The sequence below is a fragment of the Bosea sp. NBC_00550 genome (genome assembly GCF_026020075.1).
Taxonomy (GTDB): domain Bacteria; phylum Pseudomonadota; class Alphaproteobacteria; order Rhizobiales; family Beijerinckiaceae; genus Allobosea.
This window is the reverse complement of sequence record NZ_CP102772.1, coordinates 579,653-605,724: the sequence shown is the minus strand read 5'-3', so window position 1 is coordinate 605,724 and position 26,072 is coordinate 579,653. Positions and strand designations below refer to the sequence as shown.

At 65.2% G+C, this 26,072-nt stretch carries 23 protein-coding genes, 1 tRNA gene and 1 pseudogene; 8 read left to right on the top strand and 17 right to left on the bottom strand.

The window, feature by feature from the left end; genetic code table 11:
- Positions 1–71: 71 nt before the first annotated feature.
- Positions 72–398 carry a helix-turn-helix domain-containing protein gene (locus NWE53_RS02910; RefSeq protein ID WP_265052888.1) on the bottom strand — a complete coding sequence of 109 codons (327 nt, stop codon included), beginning with the start codon at positions 396–398 and terminating at the stop codon, positions 72–74.
- A 173-nt stretch (positions 399–571) separates the two neighbouring features.
- On the opposite strand from NWE53_RS02910, the gene NWE53_RS02905 reads away from it, so the two are divergent.
- Complete coding sequence (locus NWE53_RS02905; RefSeq protein ID WP_265052887.1) at positions 572–1,018, top strand: hypothetical protein; 447 nt, start codon at positions 572–574, stop codon at positions 1,016–1,018.
- Positions 1,019–1,411: 393 nt separating this feature from the next.
- On the opposite strand, the pseudogene NWE53_RS29960 reads toward NWE53_RS02905, so the two are convergent.
- From NWE53_RS29960 to NWE53_RS02885, 4 genes and pseudogenes are all read right to left on the bottom strand, one after another.
- Positions 1,412–1,838 (bottom strand): annotated as a pseudogene (locus NWE53_RS29960) (SOS response-associated peptidase family protein); the annotation flags it as partial.
- 70 nt (positions 1,839–1,908) lie between these two features.
- Entirely contained in the window at positions 1,909–2,772 is an 864-nt protein-coding gene (accD, locus tag NWE53_RS02895; RefSeq protein ID WP_265052886.1) for an acetyl-CoA carboxylase, carboxyltransferase subunit beta, read from the bottom strand.
- Positions 2,773–3,012: 240 nt separating this feature from the next.
- Positions 3,013–3,357: a hypothetical protein gene (locus tag NWE53_RS02890; protein WP_265052885.1), complete on the bottom strand. Its 345-nt coding sequence runs from the start codon at positions 3,355–3,357 to the stop codon at positions 3,013–3,015.
- 319 nt (positions 3,358–3,676) lie between these two features.
- Positions 3,677–3,892: a hypothetical protein gene (locus NWE53_RS02885; protein WP_265052884.1), complete on the bottom strand. Its 216-nt coding sequence runs from the start codon at positions 3,890–3,892 to the stop codon at positions 3,677–3,679.
- 56 nt (positions 3,893–3,948) lie between these two features.
- Here NWE53_RS02885 and NWE53_RS02880 point away from each other — a divergent pair, with 56 nt between their 5' ends.
- Positions 3,949–4,236: a hypothetical protein gene (locus NWE53_RS02880; RefSeq protein ID WP_265052883.1), complete on the top strand. Its 288-nt coding sequence runs from the start codon at positions 3,949–3,951 to the stop codon at positions 4,234–4,236.
- 83 nt (positions 4,237–4,319) lie between these two features.
- Here NWE53_RS02880 and NWE53_RS02875 read toward each other — a convergent pair whose 3' ends face one another.
- From NWE53_RS02875 to recJ, 7 genes are all read right to left on the bottom strand, one after another.
- Entirely contained in the window at positions 4,320–4,538 is a 219-nt protein-coding gene (locus NWE53_RS02875; protein WP_265052882.1) for a hypothetical protein, read from the bottom strand.
- Positions 4,539–4,755: 217 nt separating this feature from the next.
- Entirely contained in the window at positions 4,756–7,035 is a 2,280-nt protein-coding gene (locus NWE53_RS02870; protein WP_320109547.1) for a phage/plasmid primase, P4 family, read from the bottom strand.
- 368 nt (positions 7,036–7,403) lie between these two features.
- Positions 7,404–7,613 (bottom strand): helix-turn-helix domain-containing protein, encoded by a 210-nt coding sequence (locus tag NWE53_RS02860; protein WP_265052881.1) that lies wholly within the window; start codon positions 7,611–7,613, stop codon positions 7,404–7,406.
- Between the two features lie 147 nt (positions 7,614–7,760).
- Positions 7,761–8,768 (bottom strand): hypothetical protein, encoded by a 1,008-nt coding sequence (locus tag NWE53_RS02855; protein ID WP_265052880.1) that lies wholly within the window; start codon positions 8,766–8,768, stop codon positions 7,761–7,763.
- Between the two features lie 98 nt (positions 8,769–8,866).
- Positions 8,867–10,090, bottom strand: a complete 1,224-nt coding sequence (locus NWE53_RS02850; RefSeq protein ID WP_265052879.1) for a tyrosine-type recombinase/integrase — start codon at positions 10,088–10,090, stop codon at positions 8,867–8,869.
- A 162-nt stretch (positions 10,091–10,252) separates the two neighbouring features.
- Positions 10,253–10,327, bottom strand: a tRNA-Glu gene (locus NWE53_RS02845).
- Between the two features lie 103 nt (positions 10,328–10,430).
- Positions 10,431–12,233, bottom strand: a complete 1,803-nt coding sequence (gene recJ / locus NWE53_RS02840) for a single-stranded-DNA-specific exonuclease RecJ (protein WP_265052878.1) — start codon at positions 12,231–12,233, stop codon at positions 10,431–10,433.
- A gap of 119 nt (positions 12,234–12,352) precedes the next feature.
- On the opposite strand from recJ, the gene NWE53_RS02835 reads away from it, so the two are divergent.
- Together NWE53_RS02835 and NWE53_RS02830 are read left to right on the top strand one after the other, a co-directional pair.
- Positions 12,353–14,008, top strand: a complete 1,656-nt coding sequence (locus tag NWE53_RS02835) for an FAD-binding dehydrogenase (protein WP_265052877.1) — start codon at positions 12,353–12,355, stop codon at positions 14,006–14,008.
- Positions 14,009–14,070: 62 nt separating this feature from the next.
- A complete protein-coding gene (locus tag NWE53_RS02830) occupies positions 14,071–16,152 on the top strand; it encodes an ATP-dependent helicase (protein ID WP_265052876.1) in 2,082 nt (693 codons plus the stop codon).
- Between the two features lie 96 nt (positions 16,153–16,248).
- Here the strand turns inward: NWE53_RS02830 and glpX are convergent, their stop codons facing one another.
- Together glpX and NWE53_RS02820 are read right to left on the bottom strand one after the other, a co-directional pair.
- Positions 16,249–17,247, bottom strand: a complete 999-nt coding sequence (gene glpX / locus NWE53_RS02825; protein WP_265052875.1) for a class II fructose-bisphosphatase — start codon at positions 17,245–17,247, stop codon at positions 16,249–16,251.
- A 47-nt stretch (positions 17,248–17,294) separates the two neighbouring features.
- Positions 17,295–18,635, bottom strand: coding sequence for a homoserine dehydrogenase (locus NWE53_RS02820; RefSeq protein WP_265054799.1), 1,341 nt, complete (start codon positions 18,633–18,635; stop codon positions 17,295–17,297).
- Positions 18,636–18,783: 148 nt separating this feature from the next.
- Between NWE53_RS02820 and NWE53_RS02815 the strand changes: the two genes are divergently transcribed.
- Entirely contained in the window at positions 18,784–19,503 is a 720-nt protein-coding gene (locus NWE53_RS02815) for a hypothetical protein (RefSeq protein ID WP_265052874.1), read from the top strand.
- A gap of 15 nt (positions 19,504–19,518) precedes the next feature.
- On the opposite strand, the gene NWE53_RS02810 is transcribed toward NWE53_RS02815, so the two are convergent.
- From NWE53_RS02810 to NWE53_RS02800, 3 genes are all read right to left on the bottom strand, one after another.
- On the bottom strand, positions 19,519–19,950 hold the full coding sequence (locus NWE53_RS02810; protein WP_265052873.1) for a hypothetical protein: 432 nt from the start codon (positions 19,948–19,950) through the stop codon (positions 19,519–19,521).
- A gap of 111 nt (positions 19,951–20,061) precedes the next feature.
- The gene (locus tag NWE53_RS02805) at positions 20,062–21,282 is read right to left on the bottom strand and encodes an LL-diaminopimelate aminotransferase (RefSeq protein ID WP_265052872.1); all 1,221 of its coding nucleotides are present in this window, start codon (positions 21,280–21,282) and stop codon (positions 20,062–20,064) included.
- A 183-nt stretch (positions 21,283–21,465) separates the two neighbouring features.
- Entirely contained in the window at positions 21,466–21,921 is a 456-nt protein-coding gene (locus NWE53_RS02800) for a hypothetical protein (RefSeq protein ID WP_265052871.1), read from the bottom strand.
- A gap of 116 nt (positions 21,922–22,037) precedes the next feature.
- Between NWE53_RS02800 and phaC the strand changes: the two genes are divergently transcribed.
- From phaC to NWE53_RS02785, 3 genes are all read left to right on the top strand, one after another.
- A complete protein-coding gene (gene phaC / locus NWE53_RS02795) occupies positions 22,038–23,861 on the top strand; it encodes a class I poly(R)-hydroxyalkanoic acid synthase (RefSeq protein ID WP_320109546.1) in 1,824 nt (607 codons plus the stop codon).
- Positions 23,862–24,052: 191 nt separating this feature from the next.
- On the top strand, positions 24,053–25,177 hold the full coding sequence (locus NWE53_RS02790) for an SGNH/GDSL hydrolase family protein (protein WP_265052870.1): 1,125 nt from the start codon (positions 24,053–24,055) through the stop codon (positions 25,175–25,177).
- 109 nt (positions 25,178–25,286) lie between these two features.
- Positions 25,287–26,072: a hypothetical protein gene (locus NWE53_RS02785; RefSeq protein WP_265052869.1), complete on the top strand. Its 786-nt coding sequence runs from the start codon at positions 25,287–25,289 to the stop codon at positions 26,070–26,072.

The following is a 26,072-nucleotide window of genomic DNA, read 5'->3' as shown; positions in this document are numbered from 1 at the left end:
CCCCGATCCCTGCCCTAAATGTCCCCGCACTCTAGTTCGCTCTGGTCGTAGGCCAGCCAGATGCGCGGCGATCAGACTGCTTCGGTCGGGGAATTCCGGCGGAGGAGCAGGGCCACAGCCTTCCTCTCCGCATCCGTGGCACCCGCCAGAAGAGTCAGGAATTCATCCTCTTCTTGCGAGGCTTCTCTCCCTAAGAAGAGAAACGACAGGCTGATCCCGAGAACGCTGGCAATTTTAAGCACCCTATCGACACTGGGCTGCTTGTCGGTGTTGCGTAGCTCGTTCACCGCGTTGACGCCGAGTCCCGCTGCTGTGCTGATTTCGCGATCGGAGCGCCCCGAGGCGTCAACCGCGCAGAGCAGCCTGCTTCGCCAGGCGACCGGGGGATGCGTATTCATGGCCTGCTCATTAGCATGATTCACGCAAATGCGTGTGCACGGTCGCCTGGTCGAGCGGCTGCGCGCCGGTCGATCCATGGCACGCGACCGGGTCGCGTCTGGCCCGAAACCGAAGCCGAAATCCGCGCCTTCATGCGAGTTGAGCGCCAGCAGCGCGCCCGCGAGGTCGCCTGATGAACGCGCCCTCTGTCATCAGCCCGGCGGCCGCTCGCCTCCCCCAGACCTACGAGAGCGCCAAAAACGCGCTGGCGGAATGCGTCTCGCTCGACGAGTGCAAGTCCTGGGCAGACGAAGCCGCCGCGCTCGCCTCCTACGCCAAACAGGCCGACGACGAGGAACTGATGCGGATGGCGACCCGCATCCGAGCCCGCGCCGTTCGCCGCGCCGGGGAACTGCTCAAGCAACTCGATGGGCAGGGCAATAATCAGCATACCGTGGGCGTCCACGTATGCTCTCGCAGCGCCAGGCCGCCGCCAACGCCGGCATGTCCGAGCACCAGCAGCTCCAGGCTGTCCGAGTTGCCCACGTTTCCGCCGACGCCGGCCAGGTTGAGCCTGGCCAAGGAGTCCGCGACGGAAAACTGGAGGAGGGCCACCGCCGCCCGTTGCGTGGTGGAATAGCGCGAGAAGCCGCCCCAGGCTCTCGATCGAATCTCGGCAGCAAAAGTCGCCTCTGCAGTTAGCCCACATGGGCTAAAGTTCGCACCGTTCGCAGGGAGGTGGATGCGGCAGAGGTGGCATCTCAAATCGGCGATATCGCCGATTTGGCAGGACCATGGCAGCACCTCTCCGAGATCCACGCCGTGCCGCGCTGGAGGTCGGGTTGCATGCGCTCGGGAGCGGGTGGCGCGTCGATCTGCGCAACGCCGTCCGGCCCATGGTGGAGGCCGCGCTTGCTGCTTCCGACGCCTTCATCGCTCTTGCCATCGCAAAGCGAAACGAGAGCATCCGCTCTCATGACACCCCATGATCCGCGCCAACGGCTTCGCCATCGCTCGGGGTGTAGGGTGGCTGTCAGGGGCTTTGCGGAATCAGACGTGCTTGCCGCACTCGGCGGGCTGCAGTATCAAACGCCTTCCTCGCCTCCGCTGCAGGCACTTCGCCTCTGTGACGCCATGCACGTCTCGATGCCGGAGCGCCAGGCTTCCTCATCAGGATCACCGGCATAGCCTTCGGGTGGACGGCGCCGACCTCGGCACTTGGATCGGTGGTGAGGAAGGCATAGAGATCGATCCTCTCCTCGCCGTTCTTGATCTTGCGGACGCTGGCCCATTGAGCGTCCACATGCCGGCGAAGAATGCCGTCAGCCCCTCCTCACCGAACGCGAACCAAATGTCGCCGCCGGCGTCCTTGTTAAATTCGCTGGAGTTGGTGAAAGCACCGGGCACCGGCTTTCTACCGCGAGCCATCGGCGCCAATGCGGCCTGCCAGCGTCCGGTTCTTGGAGCCAGGCGAAGGGCTCGTCTCGACGACCCATAGCGGACCAGAGCGTCCGCGAGACTGGGAAGCGGCTAGCCTGTCTTGGCGAGCGGCCGCTTAGTCAAAAGGCCGCAAAGACTTGCGAGCGTTGGGCGCATCTCGGCTCTGGGCACAACCATATCAACCATGCCGTGTTCCCTTAGATATTCTGCTCGCTGGAAGCCTTCCGGCAGCTTCTCGCGGATTGTTTGCTCGATGACACGTTGTCCCGCGAAGCCGATGAGTGCGCCGGGTTCGGCGATATGGACATCGCCCAACATTGCATAGGAAGCCGTGATACCGCCCGTTGTCGGGTCCGTCAGCACCACGAAATACGGCAATTTTGCCGCCCGTAAACGCCGCACGGCAACAGTCGTGCGCGACATTTGCATCAACGACAATATGCCCTCCTGCATGCGCATCCCGCCGCCGCATGCGAAGAGGATTAAAGGGGTGCAACGCGAGGTCGCGGCTTCTACTGCCGAGACGATGGCTTCGCCGGCCGCCATGCCCGCCGAACCAGTCATGAACTGGAAGTCTTGCACCGCTACGGTGACTGGGATGCCCTCAATCGTGCCGCAGGCCACTTTGACAGCGTCCGGCTCCCCGGTGAGCGTTCTCGCCTGTTTAATGCGGTCGATATATCGCTTGGTGTCCCTGAAGCGCAGCGGGTCAGCCGTCACTTCCGGTACGTGCACATCCTCTTGCGAGCCTGGATCAAGCGTGATCGACAGCCGTTGCGCCGCTGTGATGCGCATATGATGCTGCGAGCCCGGAAACACCCAGAGGTTCGCCTCGACATCCTTCTGATAAGCAAGTTCGCCCGTTTCTGGGTCCTTAATCCAAAGAGTGTCTGGAGCTTGCCTTCGCAACAGAGAGCGAACTTTCGGACGCACCACCGTGGTGAGCCAGTTCATTGGCGAATTAGTCATGAGCGTTCGCAACTCCGCGGCGTGGCCTGCCATGCCTCGTTAGCACGTATGAAATGGCCGGTAATTGTCCGCTTCCGACCCTTTTAAGACCTCGGGAACGTGCGTTACGGGGCGAGGCAGCGCGATTGGCGGAACGGTTTGCGCGAGCAACCGCAATCAGACGACGACAGGTTGCACATCGGCGTCTCCTGATCGGCCTCAGGCTCGACGAGACGGGCGAACCGGTCAAGCCAGGCCAAGATAGCCGAGGGTGTCGCCGGCGCTTTCCGGCTCGGGCTTGGTGAGCCAGCAGCCATCTACAACATTGGGGGCGTCCTGGCGTTCGAAGAGGTAGTAGCCTCCGCCGTTCGTTTCTTCGCTGTCATAGGGGCCGGTCACCAGGCACCCATATTCCTCTGCCAGGTCGTCGAGCTGCGCTATCACGTCGGTCGCATCCCTGAGCTCGTCGAACCCGACGGCGCCGGAAACCCCCTTGTCGCGGGTTTCCGCCAGCGATTCACGTATCCTCTGGATTACCTCCGACGCGATTTCGACGCTGCTCTCGGGGCTTGTCAGCTGGAAGCTGTCCATCTTTTCCTCCTACAATCAGGGTGAAACCGAGCATTGGCGGTGGCCAGTCCGGCGGAGAGGTCCTGCCTACATCCGGGCAGTAGGCGCCGCATTTCCTGCCGTATTTCTGAGGCTTTCGGGCCGGGTTGTGAGGGTCCCATGGGCAACGCGACATGAAGATGTCGACCATCTGCCCGACTGTGGCGTGCACGCCGTGGTGCCAGCTCAGGACAACCACTCGCGCGTCGTGCTCGCGCCGGCAGAAGTGACAGCGAAGGCGCAGCAGAACCCAGGGAAAATCCTGAAGCTCGGTGAGTTCGTTCGGCGGTACCATGACGGGTCATTCAGGTTCGCGGATAGGTCGCGCTCCCTGCGAAAAGAGGCCTCGCACGAAGCCCCTCGAAACGGATCTATCCGCATCGGCCAAGGCCGTTTTCAGCGCGTAATAGGTCGCACGCAAAGCGGCTCGGTCGGTCCCATATTCGTCGACAAGCTCGACAATCTCCCACTCGAACTCATCGGTTTCCGGCGGCTTCAGTAGCGGCTTGGCTGACATTGCTCTCGTCCCCGAATGAGAACATTAAGAGAACAAATGCCTCGCAGGAGTCAAGCATGAAGCGCAACCCGCGCCGCGCCTACGACAAGGATGGGCGGGAAATCCAACCGGCCACGGTAGCCAGCCAGATGATGCTCGGACGGCACCAGGTTGAGATCTACTGCAACGCTTGCCGCCATTACCGGGGCGGGATCGACGTGAGCGATCTGCCTCCGGAAACCACGATCCCGGACATCTGCCTGCGCTACCGCTGTTCAGCGTGTGGCTCCAAGAACCTCATGTCGCGAGGTGATACCCACGAGCATTACGAACTGATCGATGCGGCGAGAAAGGGAACGAAGTGAGGCTCACTAGGTTCGTCGCTGAGCGAGGACCATATGGCGGCAATCACGTCCCAAGCCGACTACGACGCTGCGCTGGAGCGCATTCAGGAACCGGCGCGCCGGAAGGCTCCCCTGAAGAACGCCTCCTGATTCAGCTTGTCGTCGATGTCGAGATTTGGCGAGCGAAGCATCGGCTCTGATAAGGGGTAGGGAACGCAAATGCCTCCCAGCCGATTATCGCCGCAGGAGGCCCACATTCCGGGTAGCCGGCGGCTCCTGGTGCCGGTCTTGGCCTGCCCCGCACGGCGTTGCTTGCGGCTCATGACTGCGCCCTCCTGTTGATCCCGATCGTTTGTGAGGGAAGGTTTGGGGCGCGGCCATGCGGGGCCCACACGCCAGCCCAACTGGCCACAGCCGACAGTGCGGACAGATGCGGACGGGGTTTCCGGTTCCTTCCATGCATGTGTGTGCGCGCACGCGCATGGGCAAAACAGGGAGGTCTGTCCGCATCTGTCCGCATCCCCCCGTGGGTCGCCCGGCTCAATCATAGCCGCCGCCCTCCGAGTGGTAGGAGGACTTGGAATTCACGCGAATGCCGCGGAAGCCTCGGTCCTTGGAGTGCCCTACCGTGCACTTCGCGAAGCCCCGCTTGAGCAGCAGCCCGCTCAGCATTTTCTTGGTGCCAGGATTCTCACCCGCCTTCTCGCAGAAGTCCTTCCATGAATCATAGAGGTCGGCGATCAGCCCGAACTTGTGGGTGTTGCCTGGCTCGATGTCGCATTCCTCGTCGAGCCACTGGCCGATGAGGTCCTGCTCCGCGAAATAGTCCTCCGTGGCGGCCTTGACGCTTTCCGGCCTGACCAACCCGTTTGCCTGCCAGTCGAGGCAGCCCTCAATCATCCAGCGCAGAATGCCGGGCCATTCGGCCTTGAGCTTGGCCTCGAGCTCGCGGTCGGGGGTGCCCGGCTTCCGCACGAACGGCACCAGGTTGAACCTGCGCCGCGCCGCCTCGTCGATGTTCTTCAGCACCGGCCGGTGGTTGCCGATGATCGTCAGCTTGAACTGCGGCAGGAACTCGAAGAAGTCCTGCCGCATGAACCGCGCGGAGATCTTGTCGCCGCCGGTTATCTGCTTGATCCGGCTTTCGGCCCAAGCCCTGCCTTCCTCTGTTTCGGAGGCGGTGACCATGCGCGCGCCGCGCAGCATAGCCAGGTCGGTCGGGTGCCGTTCGGACTGGGATGCGATGAAGGTGTCCATCGCCGCCGTGACCGCATAGTCCTGCATGATGCCGGTGATTGCGTTCAGTAAGACGGACTTGCCGTTGCCGCCGCCGCCATAGCCGAAGACCAGAGCATGCTCGCGCGTGTCGCCGGTCAGGCTGTAGCCACACCATTGCTGGACAAAGCGGATGATCCCGGCACCGCCGGCATCGCGGCCGAATGTCTCCTTGAGAAATTCCAGCCAGCGCGGGCAGTCAATCGTGTCGGCGGGTGCGACGGCGGTCACCTTCGTGATGTGGTCGGCTTGATCAGGCTCGCGCAGGATGCCGGTCCTCAGATCGACCGTGCCGCCGGGCGTGCCCAGCAGGAAGGTGTCGCGATCCCAGCGCTCCGAGGTGACCGCGAAGATGGGGTCAGATTTGGCGAATTTCTCGACGCCGCCGGCGAACGTCACACTGCGGACCTGCTTCTTGTCTCCGTCGGTGGCCGCTGCTGTCATCCGCCGGCCGAGCTCCCTGACGAAGTTGAAGGCGAGAGCGGTTTCGTCCCGCTGCCAATGCGAGCCGCACCATTGGAACCATGCCCCGGTGTGGTGGCAGTAGCGCAGGCGCTCCCCGAACTCGCGGGCGAAACGCTGCGCAACCTGGTCCTGGGTTATTGTACCGCCGGGGGGCTTTCCCTGGTTCGGCCGGTCCGTGACCTTGTCCCAGACCCGCTCCGTCTCGCCCTCGATCCGGTCGCCGTATTTCTCGATGAAGCCGCTGCCTGGAAAATGATGCAGCAGCGTCACGGCCTCGATCAGGCTGAAGCCGTCGCCACGCAGGAAGCCGACGACCGGCATGAGCGCGCTGCTCCTGTCCGTGCCCCGCGCCTGCATCTGCTCCGATGTTTCGCCGAGCTGCTCGATGCGCTTCGGCGAGCACGCCTTCAGAAGTTCCTCGATATCGCGCGGCACCCCCTCCTCGACCTGTGGCCCGTCTTCGACCACAGGCTGCGGTTCGTCGGCTGGGAATGCGCTTGCGAGCTCGTCGATCGAGTAGGCATGCCCGCCGTGCTCCAGGATCGTTGTCGGCTCGATCAGCCTGCCGCGGGCCTGCTTGGCTGCGCCGGGGAAGTTGGGCGTCCCGGCGACCCTGTAGGGCTGTGTGGGCACGCCTGTATCGGCGTCGCCACCCATCGCGTCCCTCATACGCTTGCCGAGATTTGCTGCCTCCTCATGCCCGAGCGCGCGGGCAAGGAAGATCCAGCGATGCGTGTTGCCAGGGCTCGTCTGGACGACCAGCGACGGCTCGAGCCTATCGACCGCCGCCTTGCCCTTGTCGCGGTCATCATCGGCCACGAGGGCGAAGACGGCGCGGGTGGCGGCACGGTCGCCGCGCTTGCCGCGTGGCGTGTTCTTGTCGACCGTGCGGCCCTCGGCGTAGACATTGTATCCGGCCATCGCGTCCGCGATCGCCTGGTCGGTCATCGCGTCGACGGCGCCGATCGGGAAGCGGTAGGTGCACTGGTCCTTCGCGTTGGTCGGCGAAATCCGGAAGAGCTGCAGATCGCCTGGCTGGTCGATGTCGGCGCACGCGGCCGCTGCAGCCTTGTGGATCACTTCGACGAAGCGCCGCGCGGTCTGGACGTTAACAGGCGGGAAACGGGGTCGTCGTTCACTTACCTGCCCTCGTCGAACTGGGGGGCGGCCTCAGGAAGGGTTCCCAACGCGGCTGGCGTCGGATTGCCCTCGAGGGCGCCAGTGATGGAATTCAGGTTCTCCATGGATCAACGGCCCTCCTGCGGCCCAAAGGAGGCGAGGCGGGCAATCGCCTCAGCGTGCAGCTCCGAGACGCGATAGAGGCGCTGGAGCTTCTGGACGATGGTGGCGGGGATGTTATACTCGCGAGGCATTCCGGCTAGGAATGAGAGCCTTCGCGACCCGGCGCCGCCCAGCGTCGGGTTTCGTGCTTTCCAGGTGCATGGTGCTTAGGCCACTTTCCGCTCGCTGGAAGGCAGAGCGTCGAGCCAAGCTTTCAGATCATGCGCTGCGATCAGCGTGCGACGGCCGTGCTTGCGGACTGGGATCCGCTTCGCTTTGATCTCCGCATAGAGGTTGGTCAGCCCGATATTCAAAGCCTTGCAGGCTTCCCTCGGGCCGTATGCCAACGGCGCTACGCGCTCGCTGTAGTTGATCATGGTACGTCCTTGGTTCACCCGCGTTCACTGGAACGCTGCCGGTGGTGACCCCAAGACGACGCCGCAAATGCCGCAAGCCAACATCCGCAAAGTCAGCACGATTACCCTTAGGCGGCGTGCTGCTTTTTATTATTTAAAATCAAATACTTATACGAAGTAATGTTTGTCGAGGTGTTCAATCATGCGCTTCACATCGCGCTTTGTGGCGGGCAAGGCCTTCTCGCGGTTTTCTTTTTGCAGGCGCCACTTGTTCACAACCTCGTATCGCCGCTGCGGCGTGACAAAGGTCGCGCCCTTCCCGCCCCGTGTGCCGTAATGCTCTTGCAAAGCGGTCGCGATGTTTAGCCGCATTTCCGTGAGGGCCCGCCCTCTGCTGTCATAAAGCAAGCCCGGCTGTGGCGCCTGGCCCTCCGCCTGCGAGACCAAATCGTTTTCGGGGTTCCAGCCCATTCCCTCCTCTCGCGCGATGTCGGATGGCTGACTTTCCACAGTGCTAGCAACCCGCGGCGATGGTCGTTGACTTGCAAGCAGTAGGTCCAGTTCTTCGCGCTTGAGAAATATCCAGTGCGATCCGGCAAATGATGAGGGCCGCCCCGGTTGCATGCGGCAATGCGAAATCCGCTTCCGGATGACGTCGATATTCGGCACGATCCAGTCATCAGGGTCGCCCGGACCCCATCCTCCACCCGCTAACTTCATAAGGTAGGGCGTGAGCTGCCTATTGAAAATTGCGTCCCGTACCCAGGTCGCAACCTGCCTGACCAGGCCAATGATCGGCTCGATCTTTTTATCGTGATAGGAAACGTATTTTAGGACGGTATCCCACTCTGGCTGCGTAAAATTGTAACCGGCCCGAACCTCGATTGTCGGCTCTCCCAGGCGGCCAAGTTGCGGGAGCGTCTGTAGCTTCGGCACGTAGTCGAGGCCGCCTAAGCTTGTGAGGATTTGGTGCGCCCAATCCCGTAAATTCTCATCGGCGGCCTCTGGAGTTGGGGTGCTCCGCAGGTAATCGGTCGCCCCATAGTCGTCTTTCCAGGCGTCCCCGAGTAGGTGAACGGCAATTTGAGAGATTGCCGGAGCAAGGAATAAGAACCCGGTCGGCGCATCGGCCCAATTGCGCGGGGAGCACCAAATCTCATTCGGAGTGGCCGACATTGCTGCATCTCATCAAGCACCACGCGGGATGGATGGGGCAGGAGCGCGGTGCTTCGCGCTTTTCTCCTGGCTGGGACAGCCCCATCCGTCTCGGTCGATTAGCGGGCGCTCGCAGGCTTCATCGAAATGACCTTGGCGCCGGTGCGCAGAACGTCGAGATGATCGCCCCACCACTGCGCCATCTCCAGGCGCTCGTCCCAATGCTCGCCGCGAGCGTAGGCGCGGCGCACCTCGTCCTTGTCCTGATGCGCGAGAGCTCGCTCGATCGCGTCGGACGACCACTTGCCGGATTCGTTCAATATCGTGCTCGCAGCGGCCCGGAAGCCGTGGCTTGTCATCTCGTCTTGAGCAAAGCCCATGCGACGCAGTGCGGCATTGGTCGTGTTTTCGCTGATCGGCCGCCGGTTCGTTCGCAGCGACGGGAACAGCAGCTTTCCGTCACCGGTCTGCTCCTTGAGCGCTCCGAGAATTGCGAGCGCCTGCTTAGGCAGCGGTACGCGATGCGGACGACGCATCTTCGTCCGCTTGGCTGGGATGATCCACTCCGCGGCGTCGAGATCGAACTCGCTCCACTCCGCAAGGCGCAACTCGCCGGGGCGGGGGAACAGAAGCGCCATCAATTGAAGGGCGACCTTCGTGGTGATCTGGCCCGTGAACCCCTCTATCGCCCGAAGGAGCTCCCCGAAGTGTTTCGGAGAGGTGATAGCTGCACGATGCGTCACGACCGGCGCGATCAATGCGCCACGCAGCCCGAACGTGGGATCATTCTCGGCGCGCGCGGTCGCGATGGCGTAGCGGAACACCTGGCCGATCGAAGAACGGAGGGCCTTGGCGGTCTCGTGTTTGCCTCGCGCCTCGACCTTGCGCAGCACGGCCAATATCTCTGCCGCGCTGATTTCCACGATTGGACGCGTGCCGATAAGCGGCCTTGCCAGGGATAAAAGCCAACGCTTCTTCTCCATGGTGGCCGGCGCCTTGCCCTCTTTCTCCTTCTTGACCAGCAACTCGTCTGCGATCAGGCCAAAGGTCGTGGCGCGGCTGGTCTCTCGGGTCAGGCGGTGCAGGCGCTTCTCTGCAGAAGGGTCCAGCCCTGCGCGCAACTGTTCCCTGGCTTCCTCTCGGCGGGCGCGGGCGCCGCGCAGATCGATCTCGGGATAAGCCCCGATCGACAACTTCTTCTGCTTGCCGCCGAACCGGTAAGCCAGGCACCAAAGCTTGGCGCCTTTGGGCGTTACCCATAATTGCAGGCCAGCCCCGTCCGACAGTTTCACCGTCGAGGTCGAAGGTTTGGCGTTGCGAATCGAGGTGTCGGTCAAAGGCATGTTGGCCTCGCCCTTGTTGGCTCGTGGCTGAGACCAACAGAGAGGCCAACAATTTACGCGGGTGTCAACGGCAGCCAGCGATCGTCAATGAACACTAAATACGAAAAAACCAGCCATTTCGGGCCGGTTTCGGTCGCCAATGAATGTTGCCGAAGGGCAATGTGGCGCGACCTACGGGAGTCGAACCCGTCTCCCCAGCGTGAAAGGCTGGTGTCCTAACCGATAGACGAAGGTCGCTTTGCCTCGAACCGGGAAGGTTCTTGCCGAAGCGGGGCGAGGTATAGTGGCAGGCCTCCCGCTTCGCAAGCTCCTGTTCACAAGAAATGTGACGGAGCCCTCGTCAGATCGGGCGAGCGAGATCGAGGATGCGGAGTTCCGCCGTCTCATTGCCGCCCCAGCGATTGAGCGAAAGCGTCGCGGCGAGGTGAACAGTCTCGCCGCGCGCCGCGAGCAGGGCCTGGCCCAGCGGCTCCTGCGCCGCGCGGAAAGCGATGCCGCCGATGGTTGCGCCATCGCCGGAGCGCAGCTTGATGCGGACATGGCCGCCGCTGCCGATCTCGATGGCATCGGTCAGACGGTGCGCGGGGAAGACGAAGACGGGCTCCGGGCTGCCCGAGCCGAACGGGCCCGCCTTCTCGATCTCGGCGATGAGGCGCGGGCTGGCGCCGCCGGCGCTGAGTGCGGCGTCGACGAGCAGCGCCTCGGCCTCGCCGGCGGCCCCGACCTCGCGCGCCAGGTGTTGGTTGAGAAAGGCATGGAAGGGCCCGGCCTGGCCGCCGGCCAGCGTCACGCCGGCCGCCATGGCGTGGCCGCCGCCCTTAACCGCAAGGCCGGCCTCGACCGCCGCACGCACGGCGCGCCCCAGATCAACGCCAGCGACCGAGCGGCCGGAGCCGGTGGCCCCACCCTCCCCGTTCAAGGCGAGGGCGAAGGCGGGGCGGCGGAAGCGCTCCTTCAGCCGCGCGGCGACCAGACCGACGATGCCGGGGTGCCAGTCGGCACTGCCGGCGAGCAGCACCGGCATGTCCTCGATTCCCGCCAGCTCATGCTCGGCCTGCGACACCGCCTCCAGCACGGCGAGCCGCTCGATCTCCTGCCGCTCCTGGTTGAGGCGGTTGAGCTCGGCGGCGATGGTGCGGGCCTCGACCTCGTCGTCGGTCATCAGCAGGCGCGCGCCCAGCGCCGCATCGCCGATCCGCCCGCCGGCATTGATACGGGGGCCGAGCAGGAAGCCGAGATGCCAGGGCTGGATCGGGCCATCGAGGCCGGACACGTCCATCAGCGCGGCGAGGCCGGGACGGGCACGGCTGCGCATCATCGCCAACCCCTGCCGCACGAAGGCGCGGTTGAGGCCTTGCAGCGGCACGACATCCGCCACCGTCGCCAGCGCGACGATATCAAGCGCGGCCAGCAGATCGGGCTCACCACCGCGCGCGGCCCAATGGCCCTGCCGGCGCAACTCGCGGCTGGTGGCGACCAGCGTCAGGAAGACCACGCCGGCGGCGCAGAGATGACCGAGGCCGGAGAGATCGTCCTGCCGGTTCGGATTGACCAGCGCTTCGACAGGAGGCAATCGCTCAGGCGCCTGATGGTGGTCGAGCACCACGACATCGAGGCCGAGCCGGCGCGCCTCCGCCAGCGGCTCGTCGCTCGTCGTTCCGCAATCGACCGTGACGAGGAGGGTCGCGCCCTCGCCGGCCAGCATGCGGATCGCCTCGCTGTTGGGGCCGTAGCCCTCGATCAGGCGGTCGGGGATATGGATGCGCGGGCGCGCTCCACCTTGCGTCAGGAAGCCCGCGAGCAAGGCGGAGGAGCAGGCGCCGTCGACATCGTAGTCGCCGAAGATCGCAACGCGCTCGCCACGCAGCGCCGCTTGGGCGAGCCGCGCCGCGGCGGGTGCCATATCGGTGAGGATGGCGGGATCGGGCAGCAGGTCGCGCAGTTTCGGCTCGAGGAAGCGCCCAGCCTCGGCCGGCTCGACACCGCGGACGGCGAGCAGGCGCGACAGGATGTCGGACAGGCCCTCGCGCTGGGAGAGCGCTTCCGCCCGGCCGAGCCCGGCCGTATCCAGCCGGTCGCGCCAGGGGCGGCCGAGCGCGGAGCGGGTTACGCCAAGAAAAACACGGGGCTGTATCGGACTCATCGTGCCAAGGGCGTCGCGCAAGCGGAGCATAAGGTCAACCAGCGCCGAACTTGGCCGGCCCGCGAACGGCCGCCATACTGCGCCGAAGCCGCCGGCAAAGGCGGCATTCGGGGCGGGACATGCTGCACGAAACCGACGTGGCGATCGTAGGCGCCGGACTTTCGGGGCTTGTCGCTGCCTGCGAGATCGCGGAAGCGGGGCGCAAGGTCGTGCTGCTCGACCAGGAGCCGGAAGCATCGCTCGGCGGGCAAGCCTTCTGGTCGCTCGGCGGGCTGTTCCTCGTCGACAGCCCCGAACAGCGGCGCCTGCGCATCCGCGATTCGCGTGAGCTGGCTGATGACGACTGGTTCGGCTCGGCCGGCTTCGACCGGGCGGAGGACGAATGGCCGCGGCGCTGGGCCGAGGCTTATCTCGACTTCGCCGCCGGCGAGAAGCGCAGCTGGCTGCACGCCATGGGCATGCGCTGGTTCCCGGTCGTCGGCTGGGCCGAGCGCGGCGGAGGCCTCGCGACCGGCCATGGCAATTCGGTGCCGCGCTTCCATGTGACCTGGGGCACGGGACCTGGCGTGCTGGAACCCTTCCTGCGCCGCGCAAAGGAAGCACAGGCCAAGGGGTTGCTCTCGTTTCATTTCCGCCATCGCGTCACCGGCGTCACGAAGAGCGGCGGAGCGGTCGACGGGGTCGAGGGCGATATCCTGGAGCCGAGCGCCGTCGGGCGGGGCGAAAAGAGCAGCCGCAATGTCGCCGGGCATTTCTCGCTGAAGGCACAGGCCGTGATCGTCTCCTCCGGCGGCATCGGCGGCAATCACGATCTCGTCCGGGCGCAATGGCCGGCGCGGCTCGGCAAGGCCCCTGCCCGGTTGCTTTCGGGCGTGCCCGATCATGTCGACGGCGCGATGCTCGGCGTGGCGCAGGCCGCTGGCGGCCGGCTGATCAATGGCGACCGGATGTGGCACTATGTCGAGGGCATCGCCAACTGGGCGCCGATCTGGCCGCACCATGGCATCCGTATCCTGCCCGGCCCCTCCTCGCTCTGGTTCGATGCGCGCGGCAACCGCCTGCCGGTGCCGCTCTTCCCCGGCTTCGATACGCTCGGCACGCTCGAGCACATCATGGGGACCGTCTACGACTATTCCTGGTTCGTGCTCAACCGCAGCATCATCGCCAAGGAATTCGCGCTGTCGGGCTCCGAGCAGAACCCCGACCTGACCGGCAAGAGCTGGCGGCAGGTGCTGGGCCGTGCCGGAGGCGGCGTGCCGGGGCCGGTGCAGTCCTTCATGGACAAGGGCGAGGATTTCATCGTCGAGAGCGATTTCTCGCGTCTCGTCGCGCGCATGAACGAGCTGACCGGCGAGCAGCTGATCGACGAGGCGCATCTGCGCGGGCAGGTCGAAGCGCGCGACCGCGCTCTCGCCAATCCCTTCGGCAAGGACCTGCAGGTGACGGCGTTGCGCGGCGCGCGCGCCTATCTCGGCGACAAGCTGATCCGCACGGCGAAGCCGCACCGCATCCTCGACCCGGCGCATGGCCCGCTGATCGCGGTGCGCCTCAACATCCTGACGCGAAAGTCGCTCGGCGGGCTGATGACGGATCTCTCGTCGCGCGTTCTGGACGAGGCTGGCGAGCCGGTGCCCGGGCTCTATGCGGCGGGGGAAGCGGCCGGCTTCGGCGGCGGTGGCGTCCATGGCTACCGCGCACTCGAAGGCACCTTCCTTGGCGGCTGCATCTTTTCGGGGCGGGCTGCAGGGCGGGCGGCGGCGCAGTCCGTCGCCTGACCGAGACTTTTGCACGCAAGGATCGATTGCGAACAAAACGCGAAAATGATCGAATCCGGGCCATGCTCGCCCTTGATTCGCCGCTGCTCGCCACATCCTATCTCGACAATCTCAACCCTGCCCAGCGGCGGGCGGCGACCTATGGCGTGGGCGTGCCGGCGGCCTTGCCCTTGCTCGTCATCGCGGGCGCGGGCTCCGGCAAGACCAACACCCTCGCCCACCGCGTCGCGCATCTGATCGTCACCGGCGCCGATCCGCGCCGCATCCTGCTGATGACCTTCTCGCGCCGGGCGGCGACGGAAATGATCCGCCGGGTCGAGCGGATCGCCCGCAAGGTTATCGGAGAAGGCGCCGCCGTCCTGACCGACGCGCTGACATGGGCCGGCACGTTCCACGGTCTCGGGGCCCGGCTGCTGCGCGAGAACGCCGAGCAGCTGGGGCTCGCGCCCTCCTTCACGATCCATGACCGGGAGGATTCGGCCGACCTGATGAATCTCGTGCGCCACGAGCTCGGCTTTTCGAAGACAGAGGCGCGCTTTCCGACGAAAGGCACCTGCCTCTCCATCTATTCGCGCTGCGTGAATGCCGAAACGGAGATCGACAGGGTGCTGGCGCGCTCCTATCCTTGGTGCGTGAACTGGGCGGCCGAGCTGAAAAGCCTGTTCGCGGCCTATGTGGAGGCCAAGCAGCGCCAGAGCGTGCTCGATTACGACGACCTGCTGCTCTACTGGGCGCAGATGATGACCGACCCGGATCTCGCCAGCGATATCGGCGAGCGTTTCGACCATGTCATGGTCGACGAATACCAGGACACCAATCGGTTGCAGGCGTCGATCCTGCTGGCGCTGAAGCCCGATGGCCAGGGCCTGACCGTCGTCGGCGACGATGCGCAATCGATCTACGCGTTCCGGGCGGCGACCGTCCGCAACATCCTCGACTTTCCCGCCGCGTTCTCGCCGCCGGCCGAGGTCATCACGCTCGACCAGAACTACCGGTCGAGCCAGGCCATCCTCTCGGCCGCCAACGCGGTCATCGATCTCGCCGCGGAGCGCTTCACCAAGAATCTCTGGACCGAGCGCGCGGCCGGCTCAGCCCCCCAATTGGTCAATGTCCGGGACGAAGCCGACCAGGCGCGCTTCATCGCCGAGCGGGTGCTGGAGAACCGCGAGGCCGGCGCCACCTTGAAGGAACAGGCCGTTCTGTTCCGCGCCTCGCATCACAGCGGGCCGCTGGAGATCGAGCTGACGCGGCGCAACATCCCCTTCGTCAAGTTCGGTGGGCTGAAGTTCCTCGATGCCGCCCATGTGAAGGACATGCTGGCGCTGCTGCGCTTCGTCGAGAACCCGCGGGACCGGGTCGCGGGGTTCAGGCTCATGCAGCTGCTGCCCGGCGTCGGCCCCACGACCGCGCAACGCGTGCTCGACCAGATCGAGCTCGCAAGCGAACCGCTGGCCGCCCTCGGGGCTGCCGAGCCACCGCAGCGAGCCGGAGCCGACTGGCCGGATTTCCTCGCCACGATCGCCGCGCTCGCCTCCGGGCATGCGGCCTGGCCCGCCGATCTCGAACGTGCCCGGCTCTGGTACGCGCCGCATCTGGAACGCAAGCACGAGGACGCCGCCAGCCGGCAGGCCGACCTCATTCAGCTCGAACAGATCGCGGCAGGCTATCCCTCACGGGAGCGTTTCCTGACCGAGCTGACGCTCGATCCGCCGAACGCGACAAGCGATCGGGCGGGACCGCCGCATCTCGATGAAGACTATCTCATCCTCTCGACGATCCATTCGGCCAAGGGACAGGAATGGTCGTCCGTCTTCGTGATGAACGTGGTCGACGGCTGCATACCGGTCGATCTCGGCGTCGGAGCTCCCGACGAGATCGAGGAAGAGCGGCGTTTGCTCTATGTCGCGATGACGCGCGCCAAGGATCATCTCGACCTCATCGTGCCGCAGCGCTTCTTCACGCATGGGCAATCGAGCACGGGCGATCGGCATGTCTATGCGGCGCGCAGCCGCTTCATTCCCACCAAGCTGCTCGGCCGCTTCGAGCAGACCGCCTGGCCGCGCGCGGCGGCGCAACCCGCCCGGCCGCCGAGCGCGGGTCCACGCATCGACCTGCAGGCGCGCATGCGCGGCATGTGGCGCTGAGGCTGCCCCAACCGTTGCGGCACTGCCGGTGGGACAAGAAAAAAGCGGCCGGGAGCAACCCGGCCGCTTCTGAACAATGCTTGCGCTGCGATGGGCTCAGTCGAGCTGGAACTTCGAGAACTCGCGGTGCTCGCCATAGATGCGGCGGACCGTGCCGGTGATCGAGCGATAGACCAGCGTCTCGGTCTCGATGAAGTCCTTGCCGAACTTCACGCCCGAGAGCAGGCCGCCATCCGTCACGCCCGTCGCGCAGACGATGACGTCGCCCGAGGCCATCTCCGACATGTCGTACTTCTTGTTCGGGTCAAGCACGCCCATGCCGTGGGCGCGCACGCGCTTCTCCTCGGTGTCGAGGATCAGCCGACCCTGCATCTGGCCACCGACGCAACGCAGCGCCGCCGCCGCGAGCACGCCTTCCGGCGCGCCGCCGATACCGAGATAGAGGTCGATGCCGGTTTTCTCGGGCTGGGTGCAGAAGATCACGCCAGCGACGTCGCCATCGGTGATGAGGCGGATCGAGCAGCCGGTCTTGCGGACCTCCTCGATCAGCTTGGCATGGCGCGGGCGGTCCATGATCAGCGTCGAGATCTCGTTGGGCTTCACGCCCTTGGCCTTGGCCAGCGCGTTGATGTTGTCGGCCGGCGAGGCGTCGAGATCGATCACGCCCTTGGCGTAACCCGGGCCGCAGGCGATCTTGTCCATGTAGACGTCGGGTGCGTAAAGCAGGCTGCCGGCGCCGGCCATCGCCATCACGGCGATCGAGCCCGGCATGTCCTTGGCGCAGAGCGTGGTGCCCTCGAGCGGATCCACCGCGATATGCACCTTCGGGCCCTGCTTGTTGCCGACCTTCTCGCCGATGAACAGCATCGGCGCCTCGTCGCGCTCGCCCTCGCCGATGACGATCTCGCCGTCGATCGGCAGGCGGTTCAATTCGCGGCGCATCGCGTCGACGGCGGCCTGGTCGGCGGCCTTCTCGTTGCCGTGGCCGCGCAGGCGGGCGGCGGAGACGGCGGCGCGCTCGGTGACGCGGACGAGTTCCATCGAGAGATAGCGCTCGATGATCTGATCGGGGGAGATACGAAGATCGACGGACATGAAATGAGGTCCCCTTGCAAAGACGTGGCTGGGTACGGGCGCGAAGCCTATTCCCGCTCTATGCGAATAACTTGCGGCGGTTCCGCGACATGGCCATCGGCCGTGACCTTTTCGAGCGCGGCGCGGATGGCGGTCTCGCTGGTGGCGTAGGTGATCAGCACGACCGGGACCGGCGCGCCGGAGCGGCCACCCGGATCGCGGGTCACGGCCTCAGGCGAGCGACGCTGGACGATGCTTTCGAGCGAGATATCGGCTTCGGCCATGCGGGTCGCGATGGCCGCGGCGGCGCCGGGCCGGTCGGCGACGGCGAGGCGGACATAGTAGCCGCCTTCATGGCGTTGCATCGGGGCGCGCTTGGCTTCTTCCAGACGCGCGACCGGCAGGCCGAAGGGCAGACCGGCCGTGCCGCGGGCCACATCGGCGATATCGGCGACGACGGCCGAGGCTGTCGGGTCGCCGCCCGCGCCGGGACCGACCAGAGTGATCTCACGGACGGCATCCGCATCGACGCTGACGGCGTTGAGCACGCCCATCACCTGCGCAATGGCGGAGGATTTCGGCACCATCGTGGGATGCACGCGCTGCTCGATGCCGGTCTTGGTGCGCTCGGCGACGCCGAGCAACTTGATGCGATAACCGAGATCATCCGCCATCTTCAGGTCGAGCGGCGTGATCGCGGAAATGCCTTCGACATGAATCGCTTCGGCGTCGATCTTCGTACCGAAGGCGAGGCTCGTCAGGATGGCGAGCTTATGCGCCGTGTCGAAGCCCTCGACGTCGAAGGTCGGGTCAGCTTCGGCATAGCCGAGACGCTGGGCATCCTTCAGGCAGGCCTCGAAGGTCAGCCCTTCCTGCTCCATGCGCGACAGGATGTAGTTGCAGGTGCCGTTGAGGATGCCCGAGATGCGGCTGACATTGTTGCCGGCCAGCGCCTCGCGCAGCGTCTTCACGATCGGGATGCCGCCGGCGGAGGAGGCCTCGAACGCCAGGGCCGCGCCTTTCGCTTCAGCCAGTTCCGCCAGCGCGTTGCCATGAGCGGCAAGCAGTGCCTTGTTGGCGGTAACGACATGCTTGCCGGCCGAGAGCGCCGCCTCGACGGCCGCCTTGGCCGGCCCGTCGGAACCGCCCATCAACTCGACGAAGCAATCGATCTCGTCCGACTGCGCCAGAGCGACCGGGTCGTCGAACCAGGCGAGGCCGCCGAGATCGATGCCGCGATCGCGGCTGCGATCGCGCGCCGAGACGGCGGTGACACGGATGGCGCGACCACAGCGGGCGGCCAGCGCATTCTCCTGGCGCTGGAGAATTCCGGCGACGGCTGCTCCCACCGTGCCAAGGCCGGCAATGCCGACCCGCAAGGGCGTGTTCTCGGGGAGTGGGGCGTGCATCGTCATGGCGTGGGGGTCGCATGCGGCGCAGTTCGAGTCAACGGCGCGCCCGCCTCCCCGGCCGCCGCGCGGCCAGCCAAGGCACGGAACTTGCTTTGAATTCCACGAGATGCCTTCGCCGTTTCCCACCTCTGGAAGGAGACCTGCGATGCTTGCGACTGCCCCACTGCAAACCGCGACGGATACCGCCGAGATCGCCCGGCGCATCGATGCGGACGGCTATGCCGTCATCGAAGGCTATATCCCGCCCGCTGAGCTGGGATCGGCCCAGGAATTCGTGCGGCAGGCGGTGGCGCGCAACGGTGGAAACTACCTCTCGATCCGCGGCGCGAACGGACTCGAAGGAACGTTCCTCCATTCCTGGCCGGAGGACGCGGACTTCATCGCGCTATGTCACGCCATCTATGAGCGAACCACCGGCAAGGTCGCGCCCGACGCACCGTTCTATCAGGTGCTGCGCTGCCTCTCCGGCAGGCTAGCGGCCGCGAACTCGCTGAACTTCCACTACGATTCCTATCTGCTGACGGCGCTGATCCCGATCATAATCCCCGAGCGCGGCAAGACGGGCGACCTGCTGATCATGCCCAATTCGCGCAAGCTGCGTTCATCCTACGCACTGAATTTCATCGACAAGATCCTGCTCGACAACCCGCTCTCGCAAAAGGTCCTGAGAGCGCGCTATGAGCGAGGGCATCGCGGCATCCGGCACCTCAAGCTCACGCCGGGCAATCTCTATCTGTTCAACGGGTACCGCTCGATCCACACCAACGAAGCCTGCGACCCCGACGCGATCCGCTCGACCGCGCTGCTTCACTATGTCGACCCGCATGCGGACAGCGCCCTCAAGCACCTGCTGCGGCGGCAGTAAGTCCGGTCGATGCCTTCAGCCGAAATGGCAGACCACTTCGGCTGCGACGCGCTTCACCTTGGCGTCCTCGAAGCCGAGATAGATGCGCAGCAGGTTGGTGCCGAAGGCCGTTGCCTTGATCGTGTGCAGCGCCTCAATGGAATTGCCCTCGGAGACCGTGCTGTTCTCGACGGCCGGCGTCCAGAACCAGGGCTTGGGCGGGTCGATCGTGACCTCGGCGAGTTGGCGCTCGGCCTCGGCCCGGCCGGTCCCGACGGGGATGAAGCGAGAGACGATCTCGGTCGCGTCACGGGCGCATTCGCGTCCGTTCGTCACCGACAGAACCTCCGAGACCAGCGCCGAATTCGTCTGGGGGATCCGCCCCTTCGAATAGTCGTAGGTCGCGACCAAACAGACCAGGGCGAAGACGGCGAAAGCGACGCCGAGCAGGCGGCCTTTTCGTGGCATGGGAGCGGGCCTCGGGCGCGATGCGGAACGAGCCGTCCGCATCGCATCGGTTCCCATGTTTTGCGGCCTTGAGTCCAGAGGCCGCAGCACCACACCCTCTGAAGTTCTGCCCTACCCCGCCTTCGGCATCTGGATGACGTTGTGCAGCGTGGCGTCGGCACCCTTCAGGAAGCGTCCGATATTGCGGGCGGCCTGGCGGATACGCTGCTCGTTCTCGACGATGGCGATGCGGACATAATCGTCGCCATGCTCGCCGAAGCCGATGCCGGGTGCGACCGCGACCTCGGCCTTCTCGATCAGCAGCTTCGAGAACTCCAGCGAGCCGAGATGGCGGAACTTCTCCGGGATCGGCACCCAGGCGAACATCGATGCCTCCGGCGCCGGGAACTCCCAGCCAGCCTTGCCGAAGCTCTCGACCAGCGCATCGCGGCGCTTGCGATAGATGTCGCGCATCTCGCGGATGCAGTCGTCGGGGCCGTTGAGAGCCGCCGCCGCCGCGACCTGGATCGGCGTGTAGGCGCCGTAGTCGAGATAGGACTTCACCCGCGCCAGCGCCGCTAGAAGCCGCTCGTTGCCGACGGCGAAGCCCATGCGCCAGCCGGCCATGGAGAAGGTCTTCGACATCGAGGTGAACTCGACGGCGACATCGATCGCGCCCGGCACCTGCAGCATCGAGGGCGGCGGATTGCGGTCATCGAAATAGACCTCGGCATAGGCGAGGTCCGAGAGCAGGATGAGCTCGTGCTTCTTCGCGAAGGCGACGAGATCGCGGTAGAAATCAAGCGAGGCGACATAGGCCGTCGGGTTCGCCGGGTAGCAGGTGACGAGCGCGATCGGCTTCGGCACCGAATGCATCACCGCCCGCTCAAGCGCCGGGAACATCGCCGGTGTCGGCTCGGCCGGGACCGAGCGAATCACGCCGCCCGCCATCAGGAAGCCGAAGGCGTGGATCGGATAGCTCGGATTCGGCACGAGCACGACGTCGCCCGGGCCGGTGATGGCCTGCGCCATATTGGCGAAGCCCTCCTTCGAACCCAGCGTGGCGACGACCTGCGTGTCAGGGTTCAGCTTCACCCCGAAGCGACGCTCGTAATAGTTCGCCTGGGCGCGGCGCAGGCCGGTGATGCCCTTCGACGCGGAATAGCGGTCGGTGCGCGGCTTGCCGGCCGTCTCGACCAGCTTCTCTATGACATGCTTCGGCGCCGGCAGGTCCGGATTGCCCATGCCGAGATCGATGATGTCGACGCCCTTGGCGCGCTCGGCTGCCTTGATCTTGTTGACCTGTTCGAAAACGTAGGGCGGCAGGCGCTTGATACGGTGAAAATCGGTCATCTCGAACAGGTCCTCGGCCGGAGGCGCCGGCAATGTCTTTTCGCGCGCATCACTTCCTTGCGCCGGAGGTGCTTAGCACCGCATCTTTCGTCCGCACAGGAGAAAAAACGCAAGATTTTGCGACTGCGACGAAATGGCGACACCTGCGGCGGGGCGCTCCGCTGCAAAGACGAAGGCCGTCGGTCAGTTCGTGGGGATCTTTGCGGGCTGCGGTGGCGGCGTCGCCCCCAGCGCCTTCGCCTGGTTGCCGGCGCTTTCGTTGACCTGCCGCTTGGCCTCGAGCTGGGCTTCGATCTTCTCGAAATCCGAGCGCCGCTTGCAGGGGTCGTTCGCGCCGCGGGCAGGCTTCGGCGCAGCGAAGCGGGCGGCGTCTCCGGACGGCACATAGGGCGGCGGCGGCTTCGGTCCCGGGCAGAGGGTATCGACCGGGATCCTGCTGCCGACAGCGATGTAGTTCGTGTCCGCCTGCCGGGTCTCCCTGACGAAGGTCTTCGCCTCCTGCGGCGTCGTCGCCATGCCGGCTGCTTCCGCCACGCCCTTGATGCCTTCGTCGCTCGCGCAGCCTGCCAGGGCGAGGCCGGCCGCAAGCACCACCCCCGCAATTAGAAGCGGCTTTCTCGCGGGCATCTCGATCAGCATGGGTTCATCCAGCGGGTTTGTCGAATGTGCTTGGTAAAGCACAGCGGCTGCGTCCTTAATAGGACCAAAATGGGAAGCCATGCGCTATCCTAAAACACGAGGGGGAAGGACGACTCATGAGCCGGCACGCCGACGACAAGTCCAAGGGCACCAGCAGCTCCGCCGAAGCCGCCGTCCCCGACTTCGACCAGTTCGCCCAGAACATGGGCCGGCTCGTCGAGGAATACGGCAAGGTCACGGCCGCTTATCTGAAGCCCCTCGAACGCGGCGATGCCAAGACCGGCCAGGCCGAGGAGGCGAGCGACATGGTCAAGACGCTCAGCCGCGTGGCCGAGCGCTGGGTCAACGATCCCGCCAAGATCATCGAGGCGCAGGCCTCGCTCACCGGCGACTTCATGAATCTGTGGAGCACGGCCCTGAAGCGCGCCAGCGGCGAGGAGGTCGCGCCCGTTGCCGAACCCGACAAGCGCGACACCCGCTTCAAGGATCCGGACTGGACGAACCACCCGACCTTCGACTTCATCAAGCAGGCCTATCTGATCGGCTCGCGCTGGGCCGAGGCCATGGTCGACAAGGCCGACGACCTCGATCCCCATACCCGTAACAAGGCACGCTTCTACATCAAGCAGATCGCCGGAGCGCTCTCGCCGACCAATTTCGTCGCGACCAATCCCGAGCTGCTGCGCGAGACCCTGCAGCAGAGCGGCGAGAACCTCGTGCGCGGCATGAAGATGTTCGCCGAGGACGTCGAGGCCGGCGGCGGCGAGCTCAAGATCCGCCAGTCCGACGCCAGCGCCTTCGAGGTCGGCGTCAACATCGCGACCACCCCCGGCAAGGTCATCTTCCGCAACGAGATCATGGAGCTGATCCAGTACGCCCCGGCGACTCCGCAGGTGCTGAAGCGGCCGCTGCTGATCGTGCCGCCCTGGATCAACAAGTTCTACATCCTCGACCTCAATCCGGAGAAGAGCTTCATCCGCTGGTGCGTCGAGCAGGGGCTGACGGTGTTCTGCGTCTCCTGGGTCAACCCTGACGCCCGGCACGCCGCAAAGGATTTCGAGAGCTATATGCGCGAGGGCATCTTCGCCGCCCTCGACGTGATCGAGCAGGTGACGGGCGAGAAGCGCGTCTCCGCCATCGGCTACTGCGTCGGCGGCACGCTGCTCGGCGTCACGCTGGCTTACATGGCCGCCATCGGCGACAAGCGGATCGAAAGCGCCACCTTCTTCACCACGCAGGTCGATTTCTCGCAGGCCGGCGAACTCTCGGTCTTCGTGGATGAGGAGCAGATCCGCGCGATCGAGGATCAGATGGCCAAGACCGGCTATCTCGACGGTTCCCGCATGTCCGGCGCCTTCAACATGCTCAGGCCCAACGACCTGATCTGGTCCTATGCGATCAACAACTACCTCAAGGGCAAGGCGCCGACCGCCTTCGACCTACTCTACTGGAATTCGGATTCGACCCGGATGCCGGCGGCGAACCATTCCTTCTATCTGCGCAACTGCTATCTCGACAACAAGCTCTCCAAGGGCGAGATGCGCATCGGCGGCAAGACGCTCGACATCGGACGCGTGAAGATGCCGATCTACAACCTCGCCACGCGCGAGGACCACATTGCCCCCGCGCAATCCGTCTTCAACGGCTCGCAATGCTTCGGCGGCCCTGTCGAGCATGTGGTGGCGGGCTCCGGCCATATCGCCGGTGTCGTCAATCCGCCAAACAAGGTGAAGTACCAGTACTGGACGGGCGGGCCGGCCAAGGGCGCCTATGCCGACTGGCAGGCTAAGGCCGAGGAGCATCCGGGCTCGTGGTGGCCGCACTGGTTCGCCTGGGTCCAGGCCCAGGCGCCGAAGAGGGTCGCAGCCCGCGAGCCGGGCGGCGGCAAGCTGCCGGCGCTCGCCGACGCGCCCGGCACCTATGTGAAGGTGAGGGTCTAAGAGCCTCTAGAGCGTGCCGCTTTTGCATGGAACCACGGCATCATCCCGGGCTTGACCCGGGATTCATGCTGGAGCGCTTCCGGTCCAGGTTCAGGCATGGATCCCGGCTATCCGCTTCGCTCCGGCCGGGATGACCAGCCTTTCCACGAAAATGCAGCAGGCTCTAAGCCGATCGGAGATGCAGGCTCGCAGTGAGAAGCGCGATCATTCGTCATCTTTCCCGGCGCGGTTTCCTCGGTGGGAGTCTCGCCCTCGCGCTATCTCCATCGGCAGGCAGTGCCGCAGGCATCGAAGCGCTGCGCAATTTCGACCGGCACAAGCTGCCGAAGTTCCGCGCCGCGCTCGCTGAAACGCGTGCCGGAAAGGCCGATACACGCATCCTCTACGAGGGCGACAGCATCACGCGCGGCATCGGCACCATCCGGCAGTGGGGCGGCGAAGCTTATGCGAAGGCGGTCCCGCAGCGCGTCGCCGACATCATGAATGCGCCCGGGCTCAAATGGTCGCGCGAGACGATGATGGCCCTCGGCGGACTTGCTGGCGGCGACGGGCGGCTGTCGACTGCGGGCGCGATGGTCGCAGCCAATGCGATCCGCCTCGAGCCAGGCGATGCTGCGACACACACCACAGCCGTCGCCTGCACCCGGTTCGAGGCGCTGTATTACGCATCCGGCGCCTCCTCCTTCAGCTATGCGATCGATGACGGGGCCGAGACCGCGGTGCCGTACAGCACGACGGGTTTCCATCGGCTGACACTGTCCGGTCTGACGCCGTCCATTCATGCAGTTCGGTTCACGGGCCTGACCGGCACGATCCGCCTGCTGGCGCAGCACGGACACTCGCCCGGGACCCCCGAAGTCGCGATCTTCAACCATGGCATCAGCGGCGCGACCGTCGCCATGGCCGCCGACACCCGCTCGCCCTATTCCGTGGCGAACACCATCCCGCAGATCCGCCCTCACCTCTCCGTCATCAACTTCGGGCTCAACGACTGGCAGAAGGGCGTCGCCCCGGACGAGTTCAAGGCCAGCCTGCGCGCGCTGATCAATCTGTGCACCCCGACCGGCGACGTCATTCTCGAAACCAGCAACCCGGCTGGCCCCCGCGGTCCCTATGCCTATCCGCTGAGTGCCTACCGGCAGGCCATGCGCGAATTGTCCGACGAAATCGCCTGCCCTCTTATCGATACCGCCGCCATCTGGGGCGACTACGACAGCGCCGTGGCGCGGAATTTGATGTCCGATACGCTGCATCCCAACGCCGCGGGCTACGACGAGAAAGCCGAGAGGCATGCGGCGCTCTTTCGCCAGCTATAGCTTTCGACTGAATTCGAACCTTTTTTGAAATGTTGCGCGTCAGTATCATCGTTCTATTGTCCGCTTCCTTCAGCCTATCTTAGTGCAATTTGAAGGGAGGCCTCCCGGCGTGATCGTTTACGACGACGACGAGATTCAAGTCATCTTTCATCGGGGAGCTGGCGACATCCTGCTCGTCACCTTCGGCCCCTTGAACACCCTCGCCGATGGCACGGATTTCTTCGGGCGCCCACTGGCACAGCGAACGGATCTGAGCGTGCTCGGCTTCATGGCCAAACGTCCGAATTGGTACCCGGAGGCCAATATGCTTCAAGCGCTTGCGGCAACACAGGAACTGCGCGCCGCTTATCCGGAGATCGTGACCTATGGATCGTCCATGGGTGGATACGGGGCGGCGAAATATTCCCGCCCGCTCGGTGCCTCCACCGCGCTGTCGCTCTGCCCGCAATGGTCGATCGATCCGGCGCATGTCGCCCCGTACGATCGGCGCTACGAGCAGTATTTCGTCGCAGGACGCACGGGAGACGCGATCCGGGCCGACGATGTTTCCGGCAGGGTCTACGTCTTCGTCGATCCCTCCTACGCCCCGGATTTCGGCCATGCCGCGCGCATACCGACCGCTGAACTCGTGCCGGTACACTCCGCCCAGCACCATGTGACCGGGATGCTGGCGGGCACGGTCGCGTTCCAGTCGCTCCTCGCCGCGACCCGGCGGCGCAACGGCGTGGAGCTCTCCGCTGCCGTGGCCAGACTGCGCCGTGCCAGTCCCCGCCGTCTCGTCGAAGTCATCAAGAAAGCGAAACGCCGGCATCCGCAATGGGCTGGAGCCTTGACGCAGACCCGAGCGGGCGCCCTGGCTGCCAATCCGAGATTGCTGGCGGAAGTGTCGGCCTGA

Bases quoted from the DNA above. Each gene is read 5' to 3' on its own strand.
- NWE53_RS02910 (WP_265052888.1), bottom strand. From the start codon at position 398: ATGAATACGCATCCCCCGGTCGCCTGGCGAAGCAGGCTGCTCTGCGCG.
- NWE53_RS02905 (WP_265052887.1), top strand. From the start codon at position 572: ATGAACGCGCCCTCTGTCATCAGCCCGGCGGCCGCTCGCCTCCCCCAG.
- accD (WP_265052886.1), bottom strand. From the start codon at position 2,772: ATGAACTGGCTCACCACGGTGGTGCGTCCGAAAGTTCGCTCTCTGTTG.
- NWE53_RS02890 (WP_265052885.1), bottom strand. From the start codon at position 3,357: ATGGACAGCTTCCAGCTGACAAGCCCCGAGAGCAGCGTCGAAATCGCG.
- NWE53_RS02885 (WP_265052884.1), bottom strand. From the start codon at position 3,892: ATGTCAGCCAAGCCGCTACTGAAGCCGCCGGAAACCGATGAGTTCGAG.
- NWE53_RS02880 (WP_265052883.1), top strand. From the start codon at position 3,949: ATGAAGCGCAACCCGCGCCGCGCCTACGACAAGGATGGGCGGGAAATC.
- NWE53_RS02875 (WP_265052882.1), bottom strand. From the start codon at position 4,538: ATGAGCCGCAAGCAACGCCGTGCGGGGCAGGCCAAGACCGGCACCAGG.
- NWE53_RS02860 (WP_265052881.1), bottom strand. From the start codon at position 7,613: ATGATCAACTACAGCGAGCGCGTAGCGCCGTTGGCATACGGCCCGAGG.
- NWE53_RS02855 (WP_265052880.1), bottom strand. From the start codon at position 8,768: ATGTCGGCCACTCCGAATGAGATTTGGTGCTCCCCGCGCAATTGGGCC.
- NWE53_RS02850 (WP_265052879.1), bottom strand. From the start codon at position 10,090: ATGCCTTTGACCGACACCTCGATTCGCAACGCCAAACCTTCGACCTCG.
- recJ (WP_265052878.1), bottom strand. From the start codon at position 12,233: ATGAGTCCGATACAGCCCCGTGTTTTTCTTGGCGTAACCCGCTCCGCG.
- NWE53_RS02835 (WP_265052877.1), top strand. From the start codon at position 12,353: ATGCTGCACGAAACCGACGTGGCGATCGTAGGCGCCGGACTTTCGGGG.
- NWE53_RS02830 (WP_265052876.1), top strand. From the start codon at position 14,071: ATGCTCGCCCTTGATTCGCCGCTGCTCGCCACATCCTATCTCGACAAT.
- glpX (WP_265052875.1), bottom strand. From the start codon at position 17,247: ATGTCCGTCGATCTTCGTATCTCCCCCGATCAGATCATCGAGCGCTAT.
- NWE53_RS02820 (WP_265054799.1), bottom strand. From the start codon at position 18,635: ATGCACGCCCCACTCCCCGAGAACACGCCCTTGCGGGTCGGCATTGCC.
- NWE53_RS02815 (WP_265052874.1), top strand. From the start codon at position 18,784: ATGCTTGCGACTGCCCCACTGCAAACCGCGACGGATACCGCCGAGATC.
- NWE53_RS02810 (WP_265052873.1), bottom strand. From the start codon at position 19,950: ATGCCACGAAAAGGCCGCCTGCTCGGCGTCGCTTTCGCCGTCTTCGCC.
- NWE53_RS02805 (WP_265052872.1), bottom strand. From the start codon at position 21,282: ATGACCGATTTTCACCGTATCAAGCGCCTGCCGCCCTACGTTTTCGAA.
- NWE53_RS02800 (WP_265052871.1), bottom strand. From the start codon at position 21,921: ATGCTGATCGAGATGCCCGCGAGAAAGCCGCTTCTAATTGCGGGGGTG.
- phaC (WP_320109546.1), top strand. From the start codon at position 22,038: ATGAGCCGGCACGCCGACGACAAGTCCAAGGGCACCAGCAGCTCCGCC.